Origin of the sequence: Kocuria sp. CPCC 204721 (assembly GCF_040980945.1) — a bacterium.
Taxonomy (GTDB): Bacteria; Actinomycetota; Actinomycetes; order Actinomycetales; family Micrococcaceae; genus Kocuria; species Kocuria marina.
In genome coordinates this window covers 208233-233259 of record NZ_JAVKPO010000001.1, presented here as the reverse complement: position 1 = coordinate 233259, position 25027 = coordinate 208233, and the positions used below count along the sequence as shown (strand labels likewise).

The window sequence follows — 25027 nt, the reverse complement described above, 5'->3', positions numbered from 1 at the left end:
CATGTCGGATTATCCGAATGATCCCGCGTTGCCGGGTGAGCCCGTGCCGGCACCCGAGGCGCGGGCGCTGCCGAGCGACGTCGTCACCCTGGACGGGCCCGTCCCCGGGGATCCACTCGAGCTCGTACCGCGCCTGACCGCAGCCCTGTCCCGACCGGGCCCTGCGGTGGTCGTGGCGACGTCCGGCTCCACCGGGCGCCCCAAGAAGACCGTGCTGAGCACGCAAGCTCTCACGGCCTCCGGTCGCGCCACCGAGCGTGCCACGGCAGGCCCCGGTCAATGGTTGCTGTGCCTACCGGCGCACTACGTCGCGGGCATCCAGGTGCTGGCGCGCTCGGTGCTTGCGGGCACGCGCCCGGTCGCGATGCCCACCGAGCATTTCACCCCCGCCGCGTTCGCGGACGCCGCGCAGCGTCTCACCCATCCGGTGCGCTACGTCTCGGTGGTGCCTACGCAGCTGCAACGCATTCTGGACCCGCGCGACGGCGCACCCGACCCGCGCGCCGTCGCCGCCCTCGCCCGCTTCGATGCCGTCCTCGTGGGCGGCTCCGCGCTGTACCCCGACCTCGCCGCGCGCGCCGCGGACGAGGGCGTGCACGTGGTGCGCACATACGGGATGTCGGAGACGTGCGGGGGCTGCGTGTACGACGACGCCGCGCTCGACGCCGTCACCGCCGGGATCGTCCCCGACGGCGCACCATCCAGCGCCGTACCCGACCCGAACGAGCGCCGGGAGGGCCGGATCTGGCTGGGCGGGGCGGCCGTGGCCGACGGCTACCTGGACGATCCCGCCCAGACCGCGGACCACTTCCGTGTGATCGGCGGCGTGCGCTGGTACCGCACGGACGACCTCGGTGTGCTGCGGGAGGACGGGACGCTCAGGGTGCTGGGCCGCACGGACGACGTCATCAACACCGGCGGTGTGAAGGTCTCCGCGGGACTGGTCGCGGCCGAACTGCAGCGTGATGAGCGGGTCCGCCAGGCACTCGTGCTCGCGGTGCCGCACCCGGAGTGGGGGCAGGCGGTCGCGGCGTTGATCGCGCTGCGGGAGGGCTCGGACCTCAAGGCCGTGGAGCATGAACTGTCCTCGGCGATCCGGGACGGGCTCGGAGCCCCCGCGGTGCCCAAGCTGTGGCGTCACGTGGCGCAACTGCCCATGCTGGCCACGGGGAAACCCGACCGCCGTTCCGCCGAAGCGTTGTTCGCGAGCCCCGATGTATAGCGCGCCGGCGTTCCACGGGGCCGGGGTGTGGCTGCCGACCGCGACAGGCCGGGCGGTCCTTCGCGACGACCCCACGGACGGGACGAGGTGACATCATGCCCGCGCACTCCCTCGACCTGGTGCTCTCCCCCGCCTCAGATGATCTGATCCGCTCGCGGTGGGCGGCACTGCACGGGGCCGGTCTACCGAGCCTCGCCACGCATCGCGGTGCGTCCAACGCCCCGCACATCACCGCACTGTCCGCGCCCTCGATGCCCGAACACGTCCTGGCCCGAGCACGGGAGGTGTTCTCCGCATTGTTGCCGTGTTCCGTGGACATCCCTGGGTTGCTCGCTGTGGGGCACGGGCCGTTCGTGCTCGCGGAGTCGGTGATTGTGCCACCCGGGGTCACGGAGGCCGTCCGCGAGCTGGAACGGATCGCGGCGGAGTCCCGACCCCCGGCGCGCCCGTGGGTTCCGCACCTGACCCTGGGTAAGCGACTCACCGCGTCTCAGGTGGGTAAGGCCTTGGAAGTACTCGCAGACGTGCCCGCACCGCGCGCGGTCGAGATCACGGGCCTGCGACGGTGGGATCCCGACCAGCGCGTCACCGCCATGGTGGTGGGCTGAACCGGACCGGGCGGCTTACCGCGTTCGCGCCGTCGTCATCCCTTGGGCTCGGCGAGACCGCGCATGTCTGACGCACTCAGGCGCCCCAGCGCCCGACCGGAATCCGCGACCGCCTCCACGGCCGGGCCGCTGAGACCGCCTGGGCTCATCGTGTCCCCGGAACGTGTGCACGTGCACAGCGCGTGAAACAATGACACGAACCCGTCCCCGTTCTCGAAAGGTTGCACCGTGGCCACACCAGCTCAGTGGGTCGAGGGAGCACGTCTGCGTACGCTTCCCATGGCCGCGGCCCCCGTGATCGCCGGCACCGCCGCCGCCCAGTGGATGGCTGCCGCACGGTTGGGCCCCGCGGTCCTCGCGCTGCTGGTCGCGCTGTTCCTGCAGATCGGGGTGAACTACGCCAACGACTACTCGGACGGCGTGCGCGGGACGGACGACGATCGCGTGGGCCCGTTGCGTCTGACCGGCTCCGGTGCGGCATCCCCCCGCGAGGTCAAGACCGCGGCGTTCGTGTGCTTCGGGCTGGCCGCGCTCGCGGGCATCGCGCTCGTGGTGGTCTCCCACCAGTGGTGGCTCGCCGCGGTGGGTGTCCTGGCGATCCTCGCGGCATGGGGCTACACGGGTGGCAAGAAGCCCTACGGGTACATGGGACTCGGCGATCTCTTCGTGTTCATCTTCTTCGGCCTCGTGGCCACCCTGGGTACTACGATCACCCAGGCCGGGCGGCTCAACCTGGAGTCGTGGGTCCTGGCGATCTCCACCGGGCTGTTCGCGTGCGCGCTGCTCATGGCCAACAATGTCCGGGACATCCCCGGGGACCGCGCCGTGGGCAAGAAGACCTTGGCCGTGCGTCTGGGCGATCCGAAGGCCCGGCTCACGTTCACCACGGAGCTGTTCGTGGGGATGGTCCTGCCGTTGCTGCTCGTGCCCCACAACCCGTGGGTGCTCCTGATTTATGCCGTGACGCCACTGGCCATCGGCGCGGCCGTGACCGTGCTCAGGACCACCGACCGGCGCGAGCTGATCCCCGTGCTCAAGCAGTGCGGTTTCATCAACCTGGGAGTGACCGTGCTCTACGCGATCGCAGTGCTGGTGCACCAGTACCTGGGCTGACACTCCCCGCCGCTTGAATCATGGCGTCGTGCTCCGGGTGTGCGCCATCGCGACCGCTGAAGTGCCCCGGGCCAGAACCCCGCGGGCGGACGCTCAGACGTCCTTGCGAGCCTCGCGGTCCGTGTAGGAGTCCTCGATCTCCTGGTCCTCCAGGGCCACCCGGTTGGTGGGCTTGGGGGTGCGTGAGATCCATCGGTGGAAGTCCTGGCCCGCGGCGTAATGCAGCTTGGGGAAGAAGATGTAGCAGATCGCGAAGGCCGCCACCACGGCCGCGATCCCGGAGAAGACCAACCCCAGCCCCAGGTACATGCACAGCAGGAAGAGCACCACCAGGATGCCCAGGCGCAGCAGGGAATACTTCACGAAGTTCACCCAACCATTCTACGGGCCCGCCCTGGGTGCTTCCCGGGCACCGTGGTTGCCTGCGAGAAGCCCCGATCTGGACAGGACGTTGCCCGTGCGGGGCATCTGCCTCGGACGCCCTCCCCGCTCAAGGCCCCGGCCCTGGTCAGGGCGCCTTCCTGCCCGGGCCCGATCCGGACGGGACGCGCTCCCCCACCCGCCGCGCTGACCCGAAGAGGAACTGCCCAGTCCACTCCCCTAGGATGATCCGCATGGGCAGAGCGATCCTGATCATCGGAGCAGGCGCCCTCGCTGTGGGCGTCATCATTTACGCGCTCATCGAGTGCGCGCAGTCGGACAAGTACGCCGTGCGGGCCATTCCCAAGTGGGGTTGGCTGTTGGTGATCCTGCTGTTGCCGGTGGTCGGGGCGGTGCTGTGGCTCTTCTTCGGCCGCCCCCGCAAGGACGACGCCGCCCGCGAACCCCAGCGCGGCCGCGGCCCGGACGACGACCCCCAGTTCCTGCGCAACCTCGAGGAGCGGCGCAAGCAACAGGAACGCGCTCGCAAGCTCCAGGAATGGGAGAACGAACTCAAGCGCACCGGTCGCGCCCCGGGCGAACGCCCCGACGCCGAGGAACCGGTGTTGGATCCCTCCGACCCGCGCCTCGCTGCTCCCTCCCCCGACCACCCGGCGGATGATGTCCGCGCGGACGACCCGGACGACGCCGCCCCCCGCAGCGGCTCCCACTCGGAAGACTCAGACGCCCCCCGGGACGATCCCGACGCGGACGGCCTGGACCCCGACGATCCGCGCGGCGACGACTCGCGTCCCGGTGGTTCCACTCCCCGCTAACGAGCCCGAGATACCCACTGAACATGACGTGAGCCCCGCCCCATGAGGGACGGGGCTCACCTGTTTCGCGAACTCATGTCACGGGCTCATGCCCGCGGAGGACTCACAGGCCCGAGTACGAGTGCAGGCCCGGGAACAGCGTGTTGACCACCGCGAAGTTGAACACCACGCACAGGTAGCCCGCGATCGACAGCCACGCGGAACGATTGCCGTTCCAGCCGCGGGTCACGCGCGCGTGCATGTAGGCGGCGTAGACGGTCCACACCACGAAGGTCCAGACCTCCTTGGTGTCCCAGCCCCAGAACCGACCCCAGGCCTGATCCGCCCAGATGGCACCGGCGGCCAGGGTGAAGGTCCAGAACACGAATCCCACGGAGTTGAGCCGGAACGAGAAGTTCTCGAGGGTCACGGATGTGGGCACGGCCCGCAGGAAGCCCAGACGGGCGTCCTCGCCGGTGGCCAGCTTCTTCTCGCGGCGGGACTGCAGCAACTGCAGCACGGCCATCGCGAACGTGATGGTGAAGATCCCGGAGGCCGCGACCGCGATGGACACGTGGATGATGAGCCAGTAGGACTGCAGTGCGGGCTGCAAGGGGGACACGGGGGTCGGGAACGCGATCGTGGCCAGACACAGCATGATGAGCACGAGGCCGGAGACCATGGGTCCCACGAAGCGCAGGTCCTTGAAGAACAGCGTCACGAGGTACACGCCGGCCACCACCAGGGCGCCCGTGGTGCAGAACTCGTACATGTTGGCCCACGGCACACGGTCCGCGGCGACACCGCGGGAGACCACCGCGAACGCGTGCAGCAGGAACGCGATGACCATGAGGGTCACGGCCACGCGGGCAGCCGGGCGGCGGCTGTTGTGCTGGTAGTCCAGCGCCTCGAACTCGTTCACGCCTTTGGCGCCGTCCGCCGAGGTCCGGAACTCATCCGCGACGGACTCACCGGTCCCCGCGCCGTCGCCGGACGCACCCCCGGTGGAAGAGCGAGTGAACGCGGAACGCGACACCGTGGAACCGACCGTGGCGGAACCCGCCGCCCGGGCCCCGGAATGCGCGGCCGTGGCGCCCACGAGTTCCTTGGCCTCGCCCTCGGCGGTGTCACGCCGGGCACGTTCAGTCAGGCCGAGGGTCTTGGAGTGGGAGGCCATGTCCCACACGAAGGCCACGAACACCACCAGGTAGGTCATGGCGGCCAGGAGCATGAACCATTCGCTCCAGTTGCCCAAGGTCACGTTGATGTTGCTACCCATTAGTTCACGCCTTCGAATTCAGGTGGAACTCCCGCACGCCGCGGTCCTCCCACAATGACGTCCACAGAGCTGTCAGTTTTTCCGCTTCCGCGCCCAAGCGGTGGTCCTCGCCACGCGCCAACAGTCCGTACTCCAGAACAGTACACCGCACCCCGTTGGCGTCCTCCGTGGTGGTGGCCCGCACCCACGCCCTCCGGCGCGCGATGAACAGGCTCATGATGAGCCCGATGAACGCGAGCACGAAGAAGATGAACGCGGGGATCCGCCCGGGGTCGCTGTGCACGTCCAGACCCACGTAGCGCTTCACGTCCAGGAACTCCACGCTGCCCTTGCCGTTGGGCAACTGCACCTCGCGGTGTTGACCGTCCAGCAGGATCGGGCCGTTGGCCGAAGTCATGGAGTTCAGTTCCGTGAGGTTCTCGGTGTTGAGCACGTACACGTTCTGCGGTTGCCCGCTGTCCAGGCCCAGGTCCCCGTAGAACGAGGACAGGATCAGCGCGGGGTTGTTCAGCGCGGGGTCCGCGGAGCGCGGGATCTCCCCCGGCTCCGAGACGGCCGTGGGCAACAACAACCCCACGAACCCGAGCTGATCGGGGCGGGCGTCCGGGACCTTGAGGGTCAGCGAGGACGTGTACACGGAGTCCGAGGGGACCGTGACCACGGGGCCCTCGTAGGCCACGTTGCCTTCCCCATCCGTCACGCGGATCACGGGCGCGTAACCGTTGCCTACCAGGTACACCTTGGTGCCGTTGACGTTGAGGGGCTTGTTGACCGCGAGGTTCACGTCCTGGGGTGTGGCCCCGGGTTCGTCCGTGACAGTCAGGTCCGCGTTGAAGTCGGTGGGCTGACCGTAGTTCCGGGGATCGGAGGTGTCCCGGTTGAACGTGGCCTGGAAGTTGTTGAGCCGCACCGAGAAGGGGTTGAGCCAGTCCGGGTCGAAATTGGTCCCCGGGTTGAAGGAGTCGTAGTCCACGAGGGTGTTCACGAAGGACTCCTCCTCCACGATGATCTTCTGCCCCTTGTACCCGAACAGGGCACCGATCGCCACGGAGACCAGCACGCCCAGCAGCGCTACGTGGAAGAGGATGTTGCCCACTTCCTTGAGCATCCCGCGCTCGGCCGCGACCGACGGCGCCGCGGAGCCCAGGTCCTGTGTCTGCACCCGGTAGCCGCGCTTCTTCAGGGCGGCGGCGGCCTGCTCGACGGCGTCGTCCGGGGAAGGTGCGGCAGCGCCGTCGCGCCCGCCCAGCATGACCTTGCGGTACTGCGGCAACCGGGAGATCCGGCGCGGGGTGCGCGGCGGCTTGGAACGCCACGCCTTGAAGTGCTGGACGGCGCGCGGGAGCACGCAGCCCACGAGCGAGATGAACAGCAGGAGGTAGATCGCGGAGAACCAGTAGGAGGAGAAGACGTCGAACAGCTGCAGGCGGTCCAGCCACGGACCCATGGTGGGGTTCGCCTCGATGTAGCTGGTCACCGCGTCCGGGTCCTGGACCCGCTGGGGGAACAGGGATCCCGGGACCGCGGCGATCGCGAGCAACAACAACAGCACGAGGGCCGTGGACATCTTGGTCAGTTGCCGCCAGGCCCACCGGGCCATGCCGAGGGGACCCAGTGAGGGGACCTCCACGTCGGAACGCTGCGCCTTCTTCGGGCGTGGCGTGCGCGTCTCGGTCATATCGGCATCACCCAATCGGTTACGAATTCGGACTGGACCCACGAGACCAGTGCGGACCACACGCCCGTGGCCATGGCGGCCCCGATGAGCACGAGCACGGCACCGCCCACGCGCTGCAGCGTGAGACGGTGCCTGCGGAAGAAGGACATGGCCCCCATGCCCCGGCGCAACGCCAGGGCGATCAGCACGAACGGGACGCCCAGTCCCAGGCAGTAGGCGGTGGTGAGCACCACGGCCTTGCCGGTGGACGCGCCGTCCACGTAGACGAGCGCCTGCACCGCGGCGAAGGTCGGGCCGATGCACGGGGCCCATCCCAAACCGAAGGCCATCCCCAGGAGGGGCGCACCCCACAGCCCCGGGGGCGGGCGGCGCTCGATCTTGCGGTCACGCTGGAACCACGAGAAACCACCCATGAAGACCACGCCCATGAGCATCACCAGGATCCCGAGCACCACCATGATCCACTGCTGGCCCAACAACCACGCGAACGCGCCGAGCTGCGCGAGCACCACGGACATCAGCACGAACACCGCGGAGAACCCCAGGACGAACAGCACCACGCCCGTGAGGATCCGCCCGCGCCGTTGTTCCCGCAGGTCCACCCCGGTGAGCCCGGTGATGTAGCCCAGGTACCCGGGCACTAGTGGCAGGACGCACGGTGAGGCGAAGGAGACGAATCCCGCGAGCAGCGCCACGGGCAGCGCGGCAATCAGTGAACCGTCGAGGACGACCTCGGCGAAGGGATTGCCGTTCATGCGGACTCAGCCACCGTGTCCTTGATCAGGGCGTCCAGGGTGGATTTGTCCGCTTTGCCCAGCACGCGGGCGGCCACGCGACCCTGCTCGTCCAGAACGAGGGTCGTGGGGACGGCCTGCGGCGGGATGTAGTCGCTCAGTGCGAGCAGCACGGCCCCGTTGAGATCGGACGCGGAGGGGTAGTCCACCCCGTAGTTGCGTTCGAACGCCTCCGCGGTGGGCTGCTGGTCGCGCAGGTTCACGCCCAGGAACTGCGCGCGGTCCTGGTACTCGTGGTGCAGGGCCACGAGGTCCGGGGCCTCCGCGCGGCACGGCGCGCACCCTGCGTACCAGAAGTTCACGACGGCGGGCTTGCCGCGCAGGCTCTCGGCGCTCACGGTGCTGCCGTCGAACATCTCGGCCTCGAACTGCACGGGCTCCCCGCGCTGCTCCGGCGCGTACTCGCTCACGGAACCGTCACCGGCCACGTAGCCCTTCTCGCCGCCGGCGTTGGCCTGCTGGGCGAGGCTGTCGTTGCCCGAGGACGAGCACCCCGCGAGCGCGAGCCCCAGACACACCACCACGGCGACCGCTCCCGTGCGCACTCGGGCACGGGCAGGCAGGGAACGGGCGGATGAACAACGCGGAGAAGTCACGGGGAGAACTCCTGGGAAGAGGTCGTGGGGTGAGAGATCAATTATGAGCCGGGAAGCTGATTGACGCCTGGATAGAGGTGGGCGGCGGGTTCCCGGTAGGAGACCTCCGGGACCTGCGCGGCGTCCACGTCCTCGAACGTTAAGGACGTCAGGGACGCGAGGTTGCACTCACGCCGCCGCGGGTCGTGCGGCAACGGACGGCCCTGCGCGGACAACCGCGTGAGCCAGATCGGCAACTGGTGGGACACGGCCACGGCCTGGGCGCCGTCGCCACCACGGCGCACCGCGTCCCGGGCGAGTTCCCGCACGGCCTGTGCCATGCGCTCGACCTGCGCTTTGTAGGGCTCACCCCACGAGGGCCGCAAGGGGTTGAGCATGTAGGGCCAGTGCTTGGGCTTGGCGAGCTCACGCCCGGTCACGTGCAGACCCTGGAAGTGGTTGGCCGGTTCGATCAACCGCTCGTCCGTGCGCACCTCGAGCCCCAGCTCGCGGGCCACGGGTGCGGCAGTCTCCCGCGTGCGGGTCAGCGGCGAGCACGCCAGCAGAACGATCCGATCGCCATCCTGGACCCGCCGGGCCAGGTCCGCCGCGGCCGCCTCGGCCATCCGAGCGCCCTTCTCGGACAGGTGGTAGTCCGGGAGCCGCCCGTAGACCACGTGCGCGGGGTTGTGGACCTCGCCGTGGCGCAAGAGGTGAACGGTTGCTGAAGGCATGCCCCCAGTGTCTCAAACCCCGCTGTCAGCCCCCAATCGGCCCGGTCGGCACGGAACTGACCCCGTCAGGACAGCACGGCGCGCAACCGGGCGGCGTCGATGCGCAACCGGTCCCACGGGGCTCCGTCCACGAAGACCACGGGGATGTACTCGGCGTAGTCGCGCAGCAGCTGCGGATCGCCCGTGATGTCCCGCTCGCGGTACTCGCTGCCCGTCTGCTCGCACACCCCGGTCACGACCTCGCGCGCGTCCTCGCACAGATGGCATCCCGGTTTGGTCAGCAGCGTCACTGTGTGCGCCGGGCGCGGGCGGGTCCAGTCCGCGCCGGAGAGCAGTGGCGTACGACGTCGCTCGCGCCCGTCCTGCCGCCCCGCGGCACCGGCGCCCGCGCCGGTTCCACGCGCCGTCGCCGTTGCGGGAGCCGTCGTCGTCCCGCGCGTCGTCGCCGCTGCGGGTTCCGCCTGCACGGCGGGGCCCGGTTCGGCCGGACGGGCGGGATCGAGACGGTCGGGGCTCACGGGCTGCTGCGTCATGCGGCCCATGCTACGCACACGGACACTGCGCACACGGTGAAGGCCCCGTTCCCATAGCGGGAACGGGGCCTATCACGGGCGCGCTTACTTCTTGTTACGGCGCTGGTGACGAGTCTTGCGAAGCAGCTTGCGGTGCTTCTTCTTGGACATGCGCTTGCGGCGCTTCTTGATGACCGAACCCATAGGATCCCTCACAGTTCTCTGGACAGTGGTATTTGCTGGGGGCCGCGGGTGAACACCGCCCCGCCCCTGCTAACGCGGGGGCAACATACGTTTAACGGCAAACTACTGGCCTACCTTACCGTGCGACCCCGCCGGGCCCGAAAACGGGCGCTCAGGCGCTCGCGCGGCGATCGGCGTCGAGTTCCTCGTCCTGTTCTGGCCGCCCGTCCTGCTCCGTGACGGAACGCCCCCGCGGCGTGGCCGTGCGCTTGTCCCGGGACGACGCCACACGGTCCAGCGAGCGTGGTTCCGCGACCGAGGCGCGGGAGTCGTCCGGGTCCACGCCGGCTTCCTCGTACTGGTAGGTGATGTGTTCGGCCACGAGGCGGGCGGCCAGGTTGTGGTCCCCCGCTTCGAGGGCGCCCACGATGGCCCGGTGTTCGGCGCGGATGCGGCTGGACGTGGTGCTCCACAGCGGCACATGACCCACGAGTGCCAGGGTGTACTCGTAGATCGAGTCCCGCAGGGCGGTGAACAATGCCGCGTTCACCGCGTTGCCGCCCGCCTTGACCAGCGCGATGTGGAAGCTCACGTAGAGGTGGTGGAACTGCTTGAGCCCCAGGTCCTCGTCCATCTGCGCCATGATCGCGTGCAGTTCCTCGCGCGGGATGCTGTGCTTCTCGGCGTTCTCGAGGGCCGAGGTCTCGAGCATCACGCGAGTCTGGACGATGTCACGCAACGGGTGCTGCGACGTCGCTATGTGCAACTGCAGTGCGGGACCCGCGGACGCGGCCGGTTCGCGCACCAGGATGGGGAGAATGCTGCGGTGCGGGCCCTCGAAGAGTTTGACGATGCCCTGGGCCTCCAGGATCTTGAGGGTCTCACGCATGGAGTTGCGGGACACCCGGAAGATCGCGGCCAGGTCCTTGTCGGTGGGCAGTCGTTGACCCAGCACCAGGTTTGCGTCGAACAGCTCGTTCTCGAGCCATTGCAGAACCTCTCGATGCGTTGCCATATATCCCACCCTAAACGTCGTACGGCGCCCGACCGCCGTATGGCACGGTCGGGCGCCCGGCGCGCCGCTCTCCGGACGCGGCCGTGCTCAGATGATGCCCTGGGCCACCATGGCCCGGGCGACCTTGAGGAACCCCGCGATGTTCGCACCGGCCACGTAGTTGCCCGGCATCCCGAACTCCTCGGCGGTCTCCGCGCAGCGATCGTGGATCCCGCGCATGATCTCCCGCAGGCGTTGCTGCGTGTAGTCGAAGCTCCACGAGTCGCGGGACGCGTTCTGCTGCATCTCGAGCGCGGACGTGGCCACACCGCCGGCGTTGGCGGCCTTACCCGGCGCGAACAGCACGTCCGATTCCTGGAACCGACGCACGGCCTCGGTGGTGCACGGCATGTTGGCACCCTCGGCGACGGCCAAGATCCCGTTCTCGAGCAGGGTCTTGGCCTGACGGCCGTTGAGCTCGTTCTGCGTGGCACACGGCAGCGCGACCGTGCCGGGGACGTCCCACACCGAACCGTCGGAGACGAATCGGGCGCTCGAGCCGCGCCGTTCGGCGTACTCGCTGATCCGGGCCCGCTCAACCTCCTTGACCTGCTTGAGCAGCTCGAGGTCGATGCCATTGCTGTCCACCACGTAACCGCTCGAGTCCGACGCCGTGAGCGCCTTGGCGCCGAGCGACTGGGCCCGCTCGATCGCGTAGATCGCCACGTTGCCCGAACCGGAGACGATCACGTCCCGGCCCTCGAGGTCCAACCTGCGGGTCTTGAGCATCTCCTCCGCGAACATCACCGCACCGTAGCCCGTGGCCTCGGTGCGCACGAGCGAACCGCCCCAGGACAGGCCCTTGCCCGTGAGCACACCGGACTCGTAGCGGTTGGTGATGCGCTTGTACTGACCGAAGAGGTACCCGATCTCACGCCCGCCCACGCCGATGTCACCGGCGGGGACGTCCGTGTACTCACCGATGTGGCGGTACAGCTCGGTCATGAAGGACTGGCAGAACCGCATGATCTCCGCGTCACTGCGCCCGGACGGGTCAAAGTCCGATCCACCCTTGCCGCCGCCGATGGGCATGCCGGTCAGCGCATTCTTGAAGATCTGCTCGAAACCCAGGAACTTCACGATGCCCAGGTACACCGACGGGTGGAACCGCAAGCCACCCTTGTAAGGACCCAGCGCGGAGTTGAACTCCACCCGGAACCCGCGGTTGATGTGCACCTGGCCCTGGTCGTCCATCCACGGCACACGGAAAATGATCTGACGTTCGGGTTCGCAGATACGCTCCACGATCGCGGAGTCCAACAGATCCGGATGGCGAGCCACCACGGGACCCAACGACTCGAAGACCTCGTCCACGGCCTGGTGGAACTCGGACTCACCCGGGTTGCGCGCCGTGACGATCTGTCGGATGGGGATCAGTTTCTCGTGCATGTCTCTCCTGCCCTCTTGAAAGGTCTGCGGCTCCCACTCAACCGCGGCGTGAACCGCGGTTGCGGCGCCGGAAACCCGTCAGAGTGGACAGCAGACCACTCTGACGGCGATGCGCGGCCCCGCGAGGTCGGATGAGCTCCGCGATCTCGGGCGAGTTCGTCTCCGGGGAGACAGCGCGGGGCTCTGCATCGTGGGGCTCGGCATCATGCGCGGCACGGGGCTGCGCAACGGGCTCGGTGTGGGCACCGTCGTCCAGACTATCCCCTGTGACCTGGGCCTCCCGTTCGCTGGCCAGGCCCTCCGGATCAGCGGAATTGATAGCTTCTCCGGTGACTCCCGAGCTGAACTGCACGACTTTCTCGGACTCCTGGGATGATTCGTCGAAAAACTCGGCTTCTGCGGGCGTCTCTGTTTCGCCTGAATTTTCTTCCGGACGGGGATCATCGACCGGGGATCCGGGGGTGACCGTGGGAGCGGGGATGTCCAGGACCTCGGGATCGTCCGAGGTGTTGGTGGCCTCCGCGGCCTCCGTCGTGACGTCGGTGACCTCCGCCGTGAACCACGGCAGGGACCGCTCGGGTTCGCGCACAGGTTCCTGGGCGGCGTCGAGGTCAGCGGCCTCGACACGTACGGGCTCCGGGCGCGGGGCGTCCTCGGGCGACGGTGCGGCGTCATGGTCGGTCGACTCGGCGGAGGCGTCCGTGGTCAGCTGCGCAGCGTCGTCGACGGCCAGCTGCGCAGCGACGTCGTTCGCCATGGCGGGCTCATCGCCCTCGGCCGGGGCGGACTCGCGCGTATCCGTCACGGGAGTGTCCGCCTCGTTCGCGGCGGCGACCAGCTCGTTCACCCAGTCGAGCACGGCCACGAAGGGCTCGGCGGTGAGGTTGTAGAAGCGCTTCTGTCCCTGGGCGCGCGTGGTGACCATCCCGGCGTCGCGCAGGACCTTGAGGTGCTTGGACACCGTGGGCTGGGAGACCTCGAGCGCGGTGACCAGTTCGCCCACCGGCCGGGGCCCGCCGCACAGGGCCGTGAGGATGCGGCGTCGGGTGGGGTCGGACAAGGCGGAATATGCGTCGTGGGACATGGGATTCACCTTAGACGGGCTGCCCACCCCGACCCAATCAGACCTTCCCGTCACGGGTCGGTCCCACCAGCGTCAGCCCTGCCAGGGTCAGTCGTACCAGGGGTCCAGTCCCCACTGGGGAAAGACCTCCTTGCGCGTGGCCATGATGCTGCGGTCGGTCTCGTCACTGGGGTCGTAGCCGATCTCCCACGAGCGCCACCAGATGTCGACGTCGTCGCCCATGCGCTCGGGCGGGCGCCCGCCGTACTTTTCGGCCATGTAGCTGCGCCACGCCTGCGGGACCGGCGTGTTCACGTCCACGGGGTATCCCGAGGCGACCCCCACGAGGTGCGCCCACGAGCGGGGAACGGCGTCGTGGCAGTCGTACCCGCCGCCACCCGTGGCGATCCACCGGCCCTCACATAATTCCGCCGCGAGCTCGGACACCGCCAACGCGATCTGACGCTGCCCGTCCACGCTCATGCGTAAATGGGTCAATTCGTCCTGGAAGTGGGAGTCACAGCCGTGCTGGGAGACGATCACCTCGGGACGGAACTCGCGCGCGATCGGGGGGACCACGGCGTCGTACGCTCGAAGCCACTGGGAGTCGTCCGCGCGCGTGGGCATGGCCACGTTGACCGCGGTGCCGGCCGCCGCCCCGGAGCCGATCTCGTTGGCGAAGCCCGTGCCCGGGAACAGGGACAGGCCCGTCTCGTGCAGGGACACGGTCATCACGCGGGGCTCGTCGTAGAAAATCGACTGGGTGCCGTCCCCGTGGTGGCCGTCCACGTCCACGTAGAGCACGCGCTGCACTCCGTTGTTCAAGAGATGCTGGATGGCCACGGCGCAGTCGTTGTACACGCAAAAACCTGAGGCCTTGTCCGCCGCGGCATGGTGCATGCCACCGCCGAAGTTCACGGCGTGGACCACGGAACCGCTCATCAGGTCCACGGCACCCTGGTAGCTGCCGCCCACCAGGCGCGCACTCGATTCGTGGATGCCCTCGTAGCCGGGAGTGTCCTCGGTGCCCAAACCGCATTCGGGGATCTGCCGCGTGGGGTCCTCCGAGACGGCGCGCACGGACTGCACGTAGGTCTTGGTGTGCACGAGTTCCAGGACGGAGTCGTCCGGGACCTCGGGGACGGTGACCCGCACGTTGGGCGCGGTGTCCAGGCCCAGGTTCTGCACCAACCGCATGGTCGCGTCCAGGCGGGTGGGGCTCATGGGGTGGTAGTCCCCGAAGTTGTACTGGAGCAACCGGGGATCCCAGTAGACACTGGTGGGGTAGACGGCATCCTTGCCCGTTGTCGCGGAGCTCACACCTCCATTAGAACACTCACGCGCGTACGGCAGTCGCTGCAGCGCACTGTGACGGGGGATACTAGGGGTCGTTGCGCCGATCCACCCCCGCGGGACCGTAGGATTCCGCGTGACCCGACCGTCCATCGGATCCCGCGAGGAGGTGCCGTGAGCGAGCTCGAACAACCCAACGCCGTCGAGGAGCCTGCATCCCCCGCGCCCTCCGATGAACCGCTGACCACACGCACGGCGCGAGGCATCCGGGACTTCGTGGACCAGATCGCGAGTTCCTCGCCCGCGCGGCTCGCGGTGATCGTGTTCGTGATCGTGGACCTGGGCTTCGCGGCCCTGTTGTGGCTGCCCTTGTCCGCCAATCCCGGTCAGGAGACCCGGTTCGTGGACGCCGTGTTCACCGCGACCTCCGCCGTGACCGTGACCGGACTGACCACGGTGTCCACGGCCGCGCAGTGGTCCGTGTTCGGCCAGGTAGTCATCCTGATCGCCATTCAAGTGGGCGGTCTGGGCACCCTGACGCTCACGTCCATCCTGGCGCTGGCCATCGGGCGCAAGCTCGGGCTCAAGTCCAAGCTCATCACTCAGGAGGCCCTCAACATCGGGCGCTTGGGTGAGGTCGGCTCGCTGCTGCAGATCATTGTGATCACCTCCGTGAGCATCGAGGCCGCCCTGGCGCTCGTGCTCTCCGTGGGGTTCCTCGCCGAAGGAGAACCCCTGGGAACGGCCCTGTGGCACGGGGTGTTCTACGCGATCTCGAGCTTCAACAACGCCGGGTTCACGCCCCACACGGACGGGCTCGTGCCCTACGACCACGCCGGGCCCACCGCGTGGCTCATCCTGCTGCCCGTGTGCATCGGGGTGATCGTGGGGTCCCTGGGCTTCCCCGTGATCTTGGTGCTGCGTCAGGTGGGGTTCCGGTTCACCCGGTGGAACCTCAACGCCAAACTCACCGTGGTCACCACCGCCGCACTGTTGCTGCTGGCGTGGGTGCTGTTCACGGCCATCGAGTGGGCCAACCCGGACACCCTGGGCGGACAGTCCGTCCCCGAACGGATCTTCCAGGGGTTCTTCGCGTCCGTGATGATGCGCTCGGGCGGTTTCAACCTGGTGGACATGACCGACACGTCCCAGGTCACGCTGTTACTCACGGACGCCATGATGTTCGCCGGCGGCGGTTCCGCGTCCACGGCCGGTGGGATCAAGGTGACCACACTCGCCGTCGTCTTCCTGGCCATCCTCGCGGAGGCCCGCGGCGACCAGTCCGTGATCGCGTTCTTCCGCACCATCCCTGACTCCGTGCTGCGCATCGCGATCTCCGTGATCATGATGGGCGCCTCCGTGGTGCTGCTGGGTTCAAGCATCATGGTCGCCCTGACCCACATGCCCCTGGACCACGTACTGTTCGAGGTCATCTCCGCGTACGCCACGTGCGGTCTCAGCACCGGTGTGTCCGCGGGCGCCCCGGACGCCGGGAAGTACGTGCTGTCCGTCATCATGCTCATCGGCCGCATCGGTACCAACACCGTGGCCACGGCCCTGGCCCTGCGCTCGCGGCGCCGGCTCTACACGTACCCGGAAGAGAGGCCCATCATTGGCTAAGAACTCCTCCCACTCCGTCCCCGTCCTGGTGGTGGGCCTCGGGCGCTTCGGCTCTGCCACGGCCCTGCAGCTGATCCAGCAGGGGCGCGAGGTCCTCGGCGTGGAACGCGACGCCGCCCTCGTGCAGAAGATGTCCGGCCAGCTCACCCACGTAGTCGAGGCCGATGCCACGGACATCGACGCCCTGCGCCAGCTCGGCGCGGCCGAGTTCTCCTCCGCCGTGGTGGGTGTGGGCACGTCTATCGAGTCCTCGGTGCTGACCACCGCGAACCTCGTGGACCTGGGGATCGACCGGATCTGGGCCAAGGCCATCTCCCCCGCCCACGGCAAGATCCTCGCGCGCATCGGCGCCCACCACGTGATCTTCCCCGAGGCCGACGCCGGGCGCCGCACCGCCCACCTGGTCTCCGGGCGGCTCCTGGACTACATCGAGTTCGACGACGACTTCGCGATCGTCAAGATGTACCCGCCCCGGGAGACGCAGGGGTTCACGCTGGGCGAGTCCGACATCCGCTCCAAGTACGGCGTGACCGTGGTGGGTGTGAAGTCCCCGGGCGAGGACTTCACCTACGCCCGCCCGGACACCACGGTCAGCTCGCGGGACCTGCTCATCGTGTCCGGGCACGTTGACCTGATCGAACGGTTCGCCGCACGCCCCTGACCCGGTTGCGTCTCGGCGGGCCGTTGTGGTCCGGCATCACGGCCCGACGCCGGTCGGCGCCGGTCAGCGTCGGTCAGCGTCGACCGGCACGCGCTCCTCGGTGACCGGCGTGACCGACGCCCGCGAGCGACGTCGTCCCCCGCTACGGCGCACGCGCGTGACGCTACCCCGCGTTACTCAGCATCCGACGGCGCGGCCGTCATGGCCCGCGTGGCGAGCGCCATGATCCCGGGGACGCCGGCGCGGCCGAACGCCCGGCGCTGACGGCTCGCCCCATTACCGCGCTCGAGGATATGGTGCACCCCCGCCTCGGCGAAGCGGCGGTCCTCCTGCGAGGTGTAGTGCCCGCTCACCCGTTCCAGCAGGGTGCTCACGAGTTCCTCGGCTGGGACCAGGGTGGCCGTGACGGGATCCAGGAGCCGGCCGCTCAGCCCCCACCGGGCGGACTGCCACAGTGCGATGTCCAGGTACTCCTGGGTGAACGCGACCGCGGGCGGTGTCTCGAGCGCGTAGTTCGCGAGGGCGCGCGTGAGCACCGCGATGGCCACCGAGTCCTGGGCCTCCAACTGGACGTCGCACGCGCGGATCTCCAGGGTGTCGTGGCGGTGGGACAACCGGGCGAGCCAGCTGAGACTCGCGGGGCTCTCCACGGCGTCGAACGCGGTGAGCATGGCCACGCGTGAGTCGTAGTCGTGCAGGTCCTGGAAGTGGGGCGGCACGCCGTTGGTCATCCAGCGGCGATAGTGGATGGAACGCCAGCTCTCGAACCCGGATTCCACGCCCCGCCACACGGGCGAGTTCGCACCGATGGCCACGAGCACGGGCAACCAGCCCCGCAGCCCGTTCAGGGCGCGCACCGCGACCTCCAGGTCCGGGAACCCCAGGTGCACGTGCATCCCGCTGATGTACTGGTCCGCCGCGATGGCCGGGGTCTGGCCGGCAAGTCGCTGGTAGCGGGCGTCGTGGGTGATCTGCGCGGGTTCGGGCCGCACGTCCGGGGCTGCGGCGACGCCCACCACGTCCATGCCCATGGCGTTCGTGGCCTCGCGCAGCGCCGTGCGGAACTCCACGAGCGAGTCCACTGCCGTGGCGGCGTCGCGGAACACCGGGGAGGTCTCCTCGACCTGACACGAGAGCCATTCCGGGGTGGCCGCACCGCCGCCAGCGGTCAGCGACGTCAGTTGCGCCGACTGTTCCGGCGTGGGCCGTGCGGGGAGGTTGTCCCCGCGGTCCACCAGCAGGAACTCTTCCTCGATGCCGAACGTGCTCATGGTGCTACCGCCTTGCGTGGTCTCGTGTGGTGGGCCGGGCGGTTCACGTCATTCGCCGCCGTATTCCTTCTCCATGTGGTCACCCTTCGTCGCGGACGCCTCCGCGCCGGCCGCGATGATCTCGCGCAGGCCCTTCTCGTCGAACGTGGTGATCGCCTGCTCCGTGGTGCCGCCCGGGCTGGTGACGGCCTTGCGCAGGGCGGCGGGATCAGCGTCGTCGGGAGCGAGCAGGACGCCCGCGCCGGAGACCGTCTCCTTCGCGAGCACGCGCGCCGTCTCCGGGTCCAGGCCCAGCTGCTCCCCCGCGTGCTGCATGGCCTCGGCCAGGTAGAACACGTACGCGGGGCCCGAGCCGGACACACCCGTGACCGCGCGGATCAGGTTCTCGGGCACCTCCACGACCGTGCCCACGGCGGCCAGCACGTCCTTCACCGCGTCCAGCTGCTCGCGGGACACGTGCTCACCCGGGGTCACGGACAGCACGCCACGGCCCACGCTCGACGGCGTATTGGGCATCGAGCGCACTACCGGCTGCCCCTGCGGCAGGGCCTTCTGCAGGGCGTCCAGCGTGACACCGGCGGCCACGGACACCACCACGGTCCCGGGGTCCAGAGCGGGTGCGATCTCGCGCGCCAGGTCCAGGATCGCGTACGGCTTGACCCCCAGCAGCACGACGTCCGCGCCCTTCACAGCAGTGCGGTTCGCCTCCGCGTCCTCCTCGCCCGCGAACACGGTCACGCCGGTCTCGTCACGCAGCTCCTCCCCCGACGACGCCGATCGGGTCGTCGCGCGCACCGCCCCCTTCTCGGTGCCGCCCGCCAGGACCCCTCGCAGGATCGCACCGTTCATGGAACCGGTTCCCAGGAACGCCAGGGTCAGCTCGCTCATGCCATCAGTCCTTTCACACCCGCCCGGGGGCCTTCTCGTGCTGTTGCCGCGCAGTAGGGCTCACGGGGTGTTGTTGCGGTCACGGAACTCTCCTTGAACGGTATCGCGCGGCGGACGGTCCCCGCGAGCGCGCCGGATGGGACTCCGTGCCGTGGGGGTCGGCGGGGAGCACTCCATACGGGGCCGGGGAAGCACCGCGCCCCGCGGCTGCGAACATTCATGGCCCGAAAAGACACGGATCCCGTGTCCAGACGGCTGTTCCGGGACTTGTGTGTATCCGCCCCTGGTGACCGGGCGGAAGCGGCAACCTCAGCCCGCTCCCACGCCGGTGCGGCCCGGGACATCCTCGCTGCAGAATGCGCGGATTCGGGGCCGAAACCGTGCGTATCGCAGCGCAGATGTGCGCGCCACCATGGACGGGTGGTGGAGGAAAGGGGTGGCGGTGCAAGGCGGTGTGAGGCGGAAGGGGTGGCGGCAACGGCCCGCCGCGGTGCGCCGGGTCCGGGGTCCGACGGGCTAGCCCTCCACCGTCATGTGGCGGCGCGCGAAAGACAGGGCTTCGGCGAGCCACTCGTCCCGCTCGTCCGCGTCCTTGGTCTTGCGTGTAGAAACTTCGACCCCCACCACACCCTGCCAGCGCTGTTCACGCAGGTACTCGAGGGTCTCGGCGACCGGTTGTACGCCCCGCCCCGGCAGGAGGTGCTCGTCCGCCATGGTCTGACCCGAACCGTCCGTGAGGTGCACGTGGCCCAACCGGGAACCGAGTTCCTTGACGGCCGCGAGCGAATCCATCTTGGCGGTGGCCGCGTGGGAGAAGTCCCACGTGACCCAGTCGTAGTCCTGACCCAGGGGGCTGTAATGCGGCGAGTAGACGACGGCCTCACGCCCGCCCACGCGCCACGGGTACATGTTCTCCACGGAGATCTTGGTGTCGGTCATCCGGGAGACCTCACGCACACCGGCCACGAAGTTGCGCGCGTACTTGCGCTGCCACCGGAACGGCGGGTGGGCCACCACGACTTCCGCGCCCACCTGGTGCGTGAGCTTGGCGGCCATCTGGATCTTGGTCCACGCCTTGCCCCACACCTGTTGCGTGAACAGCAGCGTGGGCGCGTGGATCGTGGAGATGGGCAGCTGGTACTTCTGGATGTTGTCCAGCAGTTGGTGGGTCAGCTGACTCATGCGCTCGTGAGTCACGAGCACTTCCACGCTGTCGTAGCCCAGGCGCTGGGCGGCGTCGAACGTCTCGGGGACACCCTGCGGGTACAGCGAACTCGTGGACAGGGCCACGTGCGGGCGGTAGACGGGTGTGTCGGTCATGAGCTGGTCACCAGGTCCTTGGGATCGACGGTCGAGCTCGTGGAGTCCCGCAGCAGCCGGTCCATGCGTCGCAGGATGAGTCCTTCCCGCAGGGCCCACGGGGAGATCCGCAGCGACTCAACCTTGAGCAGGTCCATGGCGGTCTCCGCGACGATCGCCCCGGCCACCACCTGCGCGGCACGGTGTTCGGAGACACCGGGCAGGTCCGCGCGTTCGGCCACGGTCATGGCCTCCATGCGCCGCGTCCACAAGCGTAGGTCCTCCAGGTGCATGACGCGTTGCACGTACGGTCCCTGGCCCGACGGCGCCGCCCCGCAGATCCGCGCGAGCGAGCGGAACGTCTTGGACGTGCCCGCGACCAGATTCGGTTGTCCCCCGGCGGCGATCCGGTCCACGGCGGGACGCAGCGTGGTGCGCACGTGCTTGCGCAAGGCCTTGAAGCGGGCCGGGGGTGCGACGTCGTACCCCGCGAGATAAGCCCGGTACAGCCGACCCGCACCGAGCGGGACGGACGTGGCGACCGTGGGCAACGCGTTGGTGCCGATCGCCATCTCGAAGGACCCTCCGCCGATGTCGAAATCCAGGACGCGCCCGGCGCCCCAGCCGAACCAGCGGCGCACCGCGGAGAACGTCACGGCCGCCTCCTGGTCCCCGGACAGTTCCGTGAGCGTGACCCCGGACGTGGACTGGACGTGGTCCAGCACGGCGTTGCCGTTGGTGGCCTCCCGGATCGCGGAGGTCGCGAACGCGAGCAGGTCCTCCGCGCGGTGCTCCACGGCAAAGTCACGCGCCTCCACCACAAACCCGGTGAGCAGGTCCCGGCCCTCGTCCGTGATCCGACCGTCGTCGTCCTGGTAGTCCACGAGCCGTAGCGCCATCTTGTGGGACGCGTACGGTTCCGGCCGCGACCCCGGGTAGACGTCCAGCAGGAGCAGGTGCACCGTGTTGGAGCCGACGTCCAGGACGGAGAGCCGCATGTGAGTTCCTTCGCTCGCTGGGTGGAGGCGTTGGGTGGGGGCCGTTGGGCCGGACCGGATCGCGGGGCTTCGGGACGACCGCGGGGACGACGCCGCCGGGACGCCGCCGCACGAACCGGTCCTACTTGCTCGCGGAACGCCCCGCGCCGGCGGTCTTGCGCGTGCTCTTCCTGGCCGCGCCACTCTTGGTAGTCGCACCCTTGGCCGTGGAACGTTTCGCCGTCCCGCTTTTGGCCGTGCCGCTCTTGGCCGAGCTGCGAGAGCGCGACGTCGTCTTGGCGGGCGCCGGGCCCTTCGCCCGCTTCTCGGCGAGCAACTGGGACGCGCGGGCCGCGGTGATCTGCTCGATCGCCTCGGCACGCGGGACCGTCACGTTGGTCTCCCCGTCCGTGATGTACGCGCCGAAGCGGCCTTCCTTAATGACCATGCGCTTCTCGGTCAGGGGATCCGCACCCAGATCCGCGAGTGGGGGCTTGGCGGCCTGGCGACCGCGCTGCTTGGGCTGCGCGTAAATGGTCTTGGCCTCGTCCAGGGTGATCGTGAAGATCTGGTCCTCGGAACCGATCGACCGGGAGTCGGAGCCCTTCTTCAGGTACGGGCCGTAACGCCCGTTCTGCACCGTGATGGTCTCACCGTCGGTGTCCTCACCCAGCACCCGGGGAAGAGACAGCAGCTTGAGGGCGTCGTCCAGGGTGATGTCCTGCAGGTTCATGGACGAGAACAGGGATGCCGTGTTGGGCTTGGGCCGCTCGACCTTCTTGGGCTTGGGCTTGCCGTTCTTGTAGTACTCGGTGGGGATCGCGTCCAGTTCCTCCTGCGTGGGCTCCGGGATCACCTCCGTGACGTAGGGACCGTAACGGCCGTCCTTGGCCACAATCATCCGACCGGTGTCCGGGTTCACGCCCAGCTCACGGCCGTCCGCCTTGCCGATCTCCATGAGTTCCCGCGCCTTCTCGGGCGTGAGCTCATCCGGGGCGAGGTCCAGCGGGACGTTCGCGCGCACCGGGTCGGTCAGTTCCCCCGTCTCCGGATCCACCGTGCCACCGGTCTCGAGGTACGGACCGAACTTGCCCACGCGCAACGTGATCTCGTCCGTGACGGGGATCGAGTTCACGGCGCGGGCGTCGATCTCCCCGAGGTCGTCCACGAGCGGCTTGAGTCCTGGTTCGGAGGCGGTGTCACCGAAGTAGAACCCCTCGAGCCACTTGACCCGCTCGGCCTCGCCACGGGCGATCCGGTCCAGGTCCTCCTCGAGCTCCGCCGTGAAGTCGTAGTCCACGTAGTCGGAGAAATGCTCCTCCAACAACCGCACCACGGAGAACGCGAGCCAGGACGGGATCAACGCCGAGCCGCGCACCTGCACGTAACCGCGGTCCATGATCGTGGAGATGGTCGCGGCGTACGTGGAGGGCCGCCCGATCCCCAGTTCATCCAGGGTCTTCACGAGGGAGGCCTCGGTGTAGCGGGCGGGGGGCGTGGTGGTGTGCCCGTCCGCGGTGACCTCGGAGGCGTCCAGGGCGTCACCCTCGGCCATCACGGGCAGCCGCTTGTCCTCGGACTTCTCGGACTGCTTCGAGTTCTCATGGGCGAGATCCGGGTTCACGTCCCGGCCTTCCTCGTACGCGGCCAGGAACCCCCGGAAGGTGATGACGGTCCCGGAAGCCGAGAACTCGGCGTCGGCCCCGGAATGCTCACCGGCGGCGGAGGTGGCCGTGGCGCCCAGGCGGACGGTCGCGGTGCTGCCCTTGGCGTCCTCCATCTGGGAGGCCACGGTGCGCTTCCAAATCAGCTCGTAGAGCTTGAATTCGTCCACGGACAGCTGCGAGCGCACCTGCGACGGGGTGCGGAAGGTGTCCCCCGCGGGACGCACGGCCTCGTGGGCCTCCTGCGCGTTCTTGGACTTGGACGCGTACACGCGCTTGGAGGCGGGGACGAACTCCGCGCCGTAGAGCTCCTTGGCCTGCGAGCGCGCGGCGTTGACCGCCTGATCGGACAGCGCGACCGAGTCGGTACGCATGTACGTGATGTAGCCGTTCTCGTACAACCGCTGCGCGACCCGCATGGTGGTGCGCGAGGTGAAACGCAGCTTGCGAGCGGCCTCCTGCTGCAACGTGGAGGTGGTGAACGGTGCGGCGGGACGGCGCGTGTAGGGCTTGGTCTCGAGCGAACGGACCGAGAACTCGGCGTCCTGCAATCCGGCCGCGAGCGCCGTGGCCACGGTCTCGTCCAGCGCGGCGGGGGCGTTCTGCCCGGAGGCCTTGAGCTCGCCGCGGTCCGTGAAGTCCTTGCCGGTGGCCACGCGGCGGCCGTTCAGGGAGCTCAACCGCGCGGTGAAGGCCCGCCCGGTGTCCTGCCCCTCGGGCCGGGAGAAGGTGCCGGTGAGGTCCCAGTAGTCGGCGGGCACGAACGCGATCCGCTCCCGTTCGCGCTGGACCACCAGGCGGGTGGCCACGGACTGCACGCGCCCGGCGGAGAGCCCCGAGGAGACCTTGCGCCACAGCACAGGGGAGATCTCGTAGCCGTAGAGCCGGTCCAGGATGCGGCGGGTCTCCTGGGCGTCCACGAGGTCCTGGTCGATCTCCCGCAACTGCGCGAACCCGCGCTCGATGGCCTCCCGGGTGATCTCCGGGAACGTCAAGCGGTACACGGGGACCTTGGGCTTGAGCACCTGCAACAGGTGCCACGCGATCGCCTCACCCTCGCGATCACCATCCGTGGCCAGGTACAGGGCGTCCGCGTCCTTGAGCTTGCGCTTGAGCTCCGTGACCTTCTTCTTCTTGTCCGGGTTGACCACGTAGTACGGGTCGAACTCGTGCTCCACGTCCACCGCGAACTTGCCGTACGGGCCCTTCTTCATGTCCGTCGGCAGCTCGGAGGGCTGCGGCAGGTCACGGATGTGGCCCATGGAGGACTCCACTTCATAGGCGTCCCCCAGGTACCCCGCGATCGTCTTCACCTTGGACGGTGACTCCACGATCAGCAGGCTCTTGCCCGTACCGGCGTTCTTGGTGGCCTTGGATGCCAAAGGTGCTCCTCGTCATGACCCGTGGTTGCGGGGCGGGTCTGTGTTCAATGCTGGCCGTTCATGCTGATCGGCCGGTGGGCGTGGGCGACGGCGCTCGATTCCTCCGCGCGCCGCGTTCACTCCGTGCCCGGGACGTCAGCGTACGACACGCTGGATCACCACAGGTCGTGATCCGGTTCCTCACCCATGGTGAATTCGCGTCCGGTGGCGTCGTCCGGCTCCAGGACCACGTAGTGGAACTTGTAGTTCGGTGCCCACGAGGTCAGCGGCAATTGTTCTGCCGCCTCCACCTCCGCCCGGGTCTCCAACCGGCGCGCCCGGCCGTGGACCACCGCAGATTCAACGTGGGTGCCCTCGACCTTGTCCACCTCGAACGCCACGTGGTTGTTCACCACCAGGCTGGCCAGCTTGGTGCCCTGTGACGTGCGGAAATAGATCTTGCGCTGATTGACCACGTGATTGACCGGGAAGATGTCCACGAGGCCCGCGCCCTGGACGGCAAGGCGGCCGTACGGCATGTCGCCCAACAACTCCCAGACCCGCTGGGAATCCATGACCCGGAAGGGATTCAGGTTCTCGCTCATGGGTTTAGT

At 68.7% G+C, this 25027-nt stretch carries 24 protein-coding genes; 6 read left to right on the top strand and 18 right to left on the bottom strand.

Annotated elements, in window-relative coordinates:
• The first annotated feature begins 1 nt into the window (after position 1).
• From RF637_RS01105 to RF637_RS01095, 3 genes are all read left to right on the top strand, one after another.
• Positions 2-1222 carry an AMP-binding protein gene (locus tag RF637_RS01105; protein WP_167318114.1) on the top strand — a complete coding sequence of 407 codons (1221 nt, stop codon included), beginning with the start codon at positions 2-4 and terminating at the stop codon, positions 1220-1222.
• Positions 1223-1317: 95 nt separating this feature from the next.
• Positions 1318-1830, top strand: coding sequence for a 2'-5' RNA ligase family protein (locus RF637_RS01100; RefSeq protein ID WP_144997354.1), 513 nt, complete (start codon positions 1318-1320; stop codon positions 1828-1830).
• A gap of 228 nt (positions 1831-2058) precedes the next feature.
• On the top strand, positions 2059-2943 hold the full coding sequence (locus tag RF637_RS01095) for a 1,4-dihydroxy-2-naphthoate polyprenyltransferase (protein ID WP_144997352.1): 885 nt from the start codon (positions 2059-2061) through the stop codon (positions 2941-2943).
• A gap of 93 nt (positions 2944-3036) precedes the next feature.
• Here RF637_RS01095 and RF637_RS01090 read toward each other — a convergent pair whose 3' ends face one another.
• On the bottom strand, positions 3037-3315 hold the full coding sequence (locus RF637_RS01090) for a DUF4229 domain-containing protein (RefSeq protein WP_035965117.1): 279 nt from the start codon (positions 3313-3315) through the stop codon (positions 3037-3039).
• 242 nt (positions 3316-3557) lie between these two features.
• Between RF637_RS01090 and RF637_RS01085 the strand changes: the two genes are divergently transcribed.
• Positions 3558-4139, top strand: coding sequence for a PLDc N-terminal domain-containing protein (locus tag RF637_RS01085; protein WP_368843932.1), 582 nt, complete (start codon positions 3558-3560; stop codon positions 4137-4139).
• Positions 4140-4242: 103 nt separating this feature from the next.
• Here RF637_RS01085 and ccsB read toward each other — a convergent pair whose 3' ends face one another.
• The 11 genes from ccsB to RF637_RS01030 all read right to left on the bottom strand — a co-directional run bounded on the left by ccsB (position 4243) and on the right by RF637_RS01030 (position 14699).
• The gene (gene ccsB / locus RF637_RS01080) at positions 4243-5397 is read right to left on the bottom strand and encodes a c-type cytochrome biogenesis protein CcsB (RefSeq protein ID WP_239319137.1); all 1155 of its coding nucleotides are present in this window, start codon (positions 5395-5397) and stop codon (positions 4243-4245) included.
• 4 nt (positions 5398-5401) lie between these two features.
• Positions 5402-7075, bottom strand: a complete 1674-nt coding sequence (locus tag RF637_RS01075; protein WP_368843931.1) for a cytochrome c biogenesis protein ResB — start codon at positions 7073-7075, stop codon at positions 5402-5404.
• Positions 7072-7830, bottom strand: coding sequence for a cytochrome c biogenesis CcdA family protein (locus RF637_RS01070; RefSeq protein WP_085106234.1), 759 nt, complete (start codon positions 7828-7830; stop codon positions 7072-7074). Before RF637_RS01070 ends, RF637_RS01075 begins: the two co-directional genes overlap by 4 nt.
• The gene (locus RF637_RS01065) at positions 7827-8465 is read right to left on the bottom strand and encodes a TlpA disulfide reductase family protein (RefSeq protein ID WP_179861282.1); all 639 of its coding nucleotides are present in this window, start codon (positions 8463-8465) and stop codon (positions 7827-7829) included. The genes RF637_RS01070 and RF637_RS01065 overlap by 4 nt, the downstream gene beginning before the upstream one ends.
• Before the next feature lie 41 nt (positions 8466-8506).
• Positions 8507-9178: a histidine phosphatase family protein gene (locus RF637_RS01060; RefSeq protein WP_085106233.1), complete on the bottom strand. Its 672-nt coding sequence runs from the start codon at positions 9176-9178 to the stop codon at positions 8507-8509.
• Between the two features lie 65 nt (positions 9179-9243).
• Positions 9244-9711, bottom strand: coding sequence for a glutaredoxin family protein (locus RF637_RS01055; RefSeq protein WP_085106232.1), 468 nt, complete (start codon positions 9709-9711; stop codon positions 9244-9246).
• An 84-nt stretch (positions 9712-9795) separates the two neighbouring features.
• Positions 9796-9894, bottom strand: coding sequence for an AURKAIP1/COX24 domain-containing protein (locus RF637_RS01050; RefSeq protein ID WP_005504750.1), 99 nt, complete (start codon positions 9892-9894; stop codon positions 9796-9798).
• A 151-nt stretch (positions 9895-10045) separates the two neighbouring features.
• Positions 10046-10888 (bottom strand): FadR/GntR family transcriptional regulator, encoded by an 843-nt coding sequence (locus RF637_RS01045; protein WP_085106231.1) that lies wholly within the window; start codon positions 10886-10888, stop codon positions 10046-10048.
• 87 nt (positions 10889-10975) lie between these two features.
• Positions 10976-12316 carry an NADP-specific glutamate dehydrogenase gene (gene gdhA, locus RF637_RS01040; protein ID WP_368843930.1) on the bottom strand — a complete coding sequence of 447 codons (1341 nt, stop codon included), beginning with the start codon at positions 12314-12316 and terminating at the stop codon, positions 10976-10978.
• Positions 12317-12353: 37 nt separating this feature from the next.
• Positions 12354-13400, bottom strand: coding sequence for a metalloregulator ArsR/SmtB family transcription factor (locus tag RF637_RS01035; RefSeq protein ID WP_368843929.1), 1047 nt, complete (start codon positions 13398-13400; stop codon positions 12354-12356).
• Between the two features lie 87 nt (positions 13401-13487).
• A complete protein-coding gene (locus RF637_RS01030; protein ID WP_368843928.1) occupies positions 13488-14699 on the bottom strand; it encodes an acetoin utilization protein AcuC in 1212 nt (403 codons plus the stop codon).
• A gap of 147 nt (positions 14700-14846) precedes the next feature.
• On the opposite strand from RF637_RS01030, the gene RF637_RS01025 reads away from it, so the two are divergent.
• Both RF637_RS01025 and RF637_RS01020 read left to right on the top strand, forming a co-directional pair.
• Complete coding sequence (locus RF637_RS01025; protein ID WP_085106228.1) at positions 14847-16292, top strand: TrkH family potassium uptake protein; 1446 nt, start codon at positions 14847-14849, stop codon at positions 16290-16292.
• Positions 16285-16953 (top strand): TrkA family potassium uptake protein, encoded by a 669-nt coding sequence (locus RF637_RS01020; RefSeq protein ID WP_035965130.1) that lies wholly within the window; start codon positions 16285-16287, stop codon positions 16951-16953. Before RF637_RS01025 ends, RF637_RS01020 begins: the two co-directional genes overlap by 8 nt.
• Positions 16954-17126: 173 nt before the next feature.
• Here the strand turns inward: RF637_RS01020 and RF637_RS01015 are convergent, their stop codons facing one another.
• From RF637_RS01015 to RF637_RS00990, 6 genes are all read right to left on the bottom strand, one after another.
• On the bottom strand, positions 17127-18224 hold the full coding sequence (locus RF637_RS01015; protein ID WP_368843927.1) for a YbdK family carboxylate-amine ligase: 1098 nt from the start codon (positions 18222-18224) through the stop codon (positions 17127-17129).
• A gap of 48 nt (positions 18225-18272) precedes the next feature.
• On the bottom strand, positions 18273-19112 hold the full coding sequence (gene proC / locus RF637_RS01010; protein WP_064846649.1) for a pyrroline-5-carboxylate reductase: 840 nt from the start codon (positions 19110-19112) through the stop codon (positions 18273-18275).
• Positions 19113-19628: 516 nt separating this feature from the next.
• Positions 19629-20432, bottom strand: coding sequence for a sugar phosphate isomerase/epimerase (locus RF637_RS01005; RefSeq protein ID WP_144932565.1), 804 nt, complete (start codon positions 20430-20432; stop codon positions 19629-19631).
• Positions 20429-21409: an exopolyphosphatase gene (locus tag RF637_RS01000; RefSeq protein WP_064846647.1), complete on the bottom strand. Its 981-nt coding sequence runs from the start codon at positions 21407-21409 to the stop codon at positions 20429-20431. Before RF637_RS01000 ends, RF637_RS01005 begins: the two co-directional genes overlap by 4 nt.
• A 121-nt stretch (positions 21410-21530) precedes the next feature.
• Complete coding sequence (gene topA / locus RF637_RS00995; RefSeq protein WP_368843926.1) at positions 21531-24434, bottom strand: type I DNA topoisomerase; 2904 nt, start codon at positions 24432-24434, stop codon at positions 21531-21533.
• 155 nt (positions 24435-24589) lie between these two features.
• On the bottom strand, positions 24590-25018 hold the full coding sequence (locus RF637_RS00990) for a pyridoxamine 5'-phosphate oxidase family protein (RefSeq protein ID WP_368843925.1): 429 nt from the start codon (positions 25016-25018) through the stop codon (positions 24590-24592).
• Positions 25019-25027: the final 9 nt, after the last annotated feature.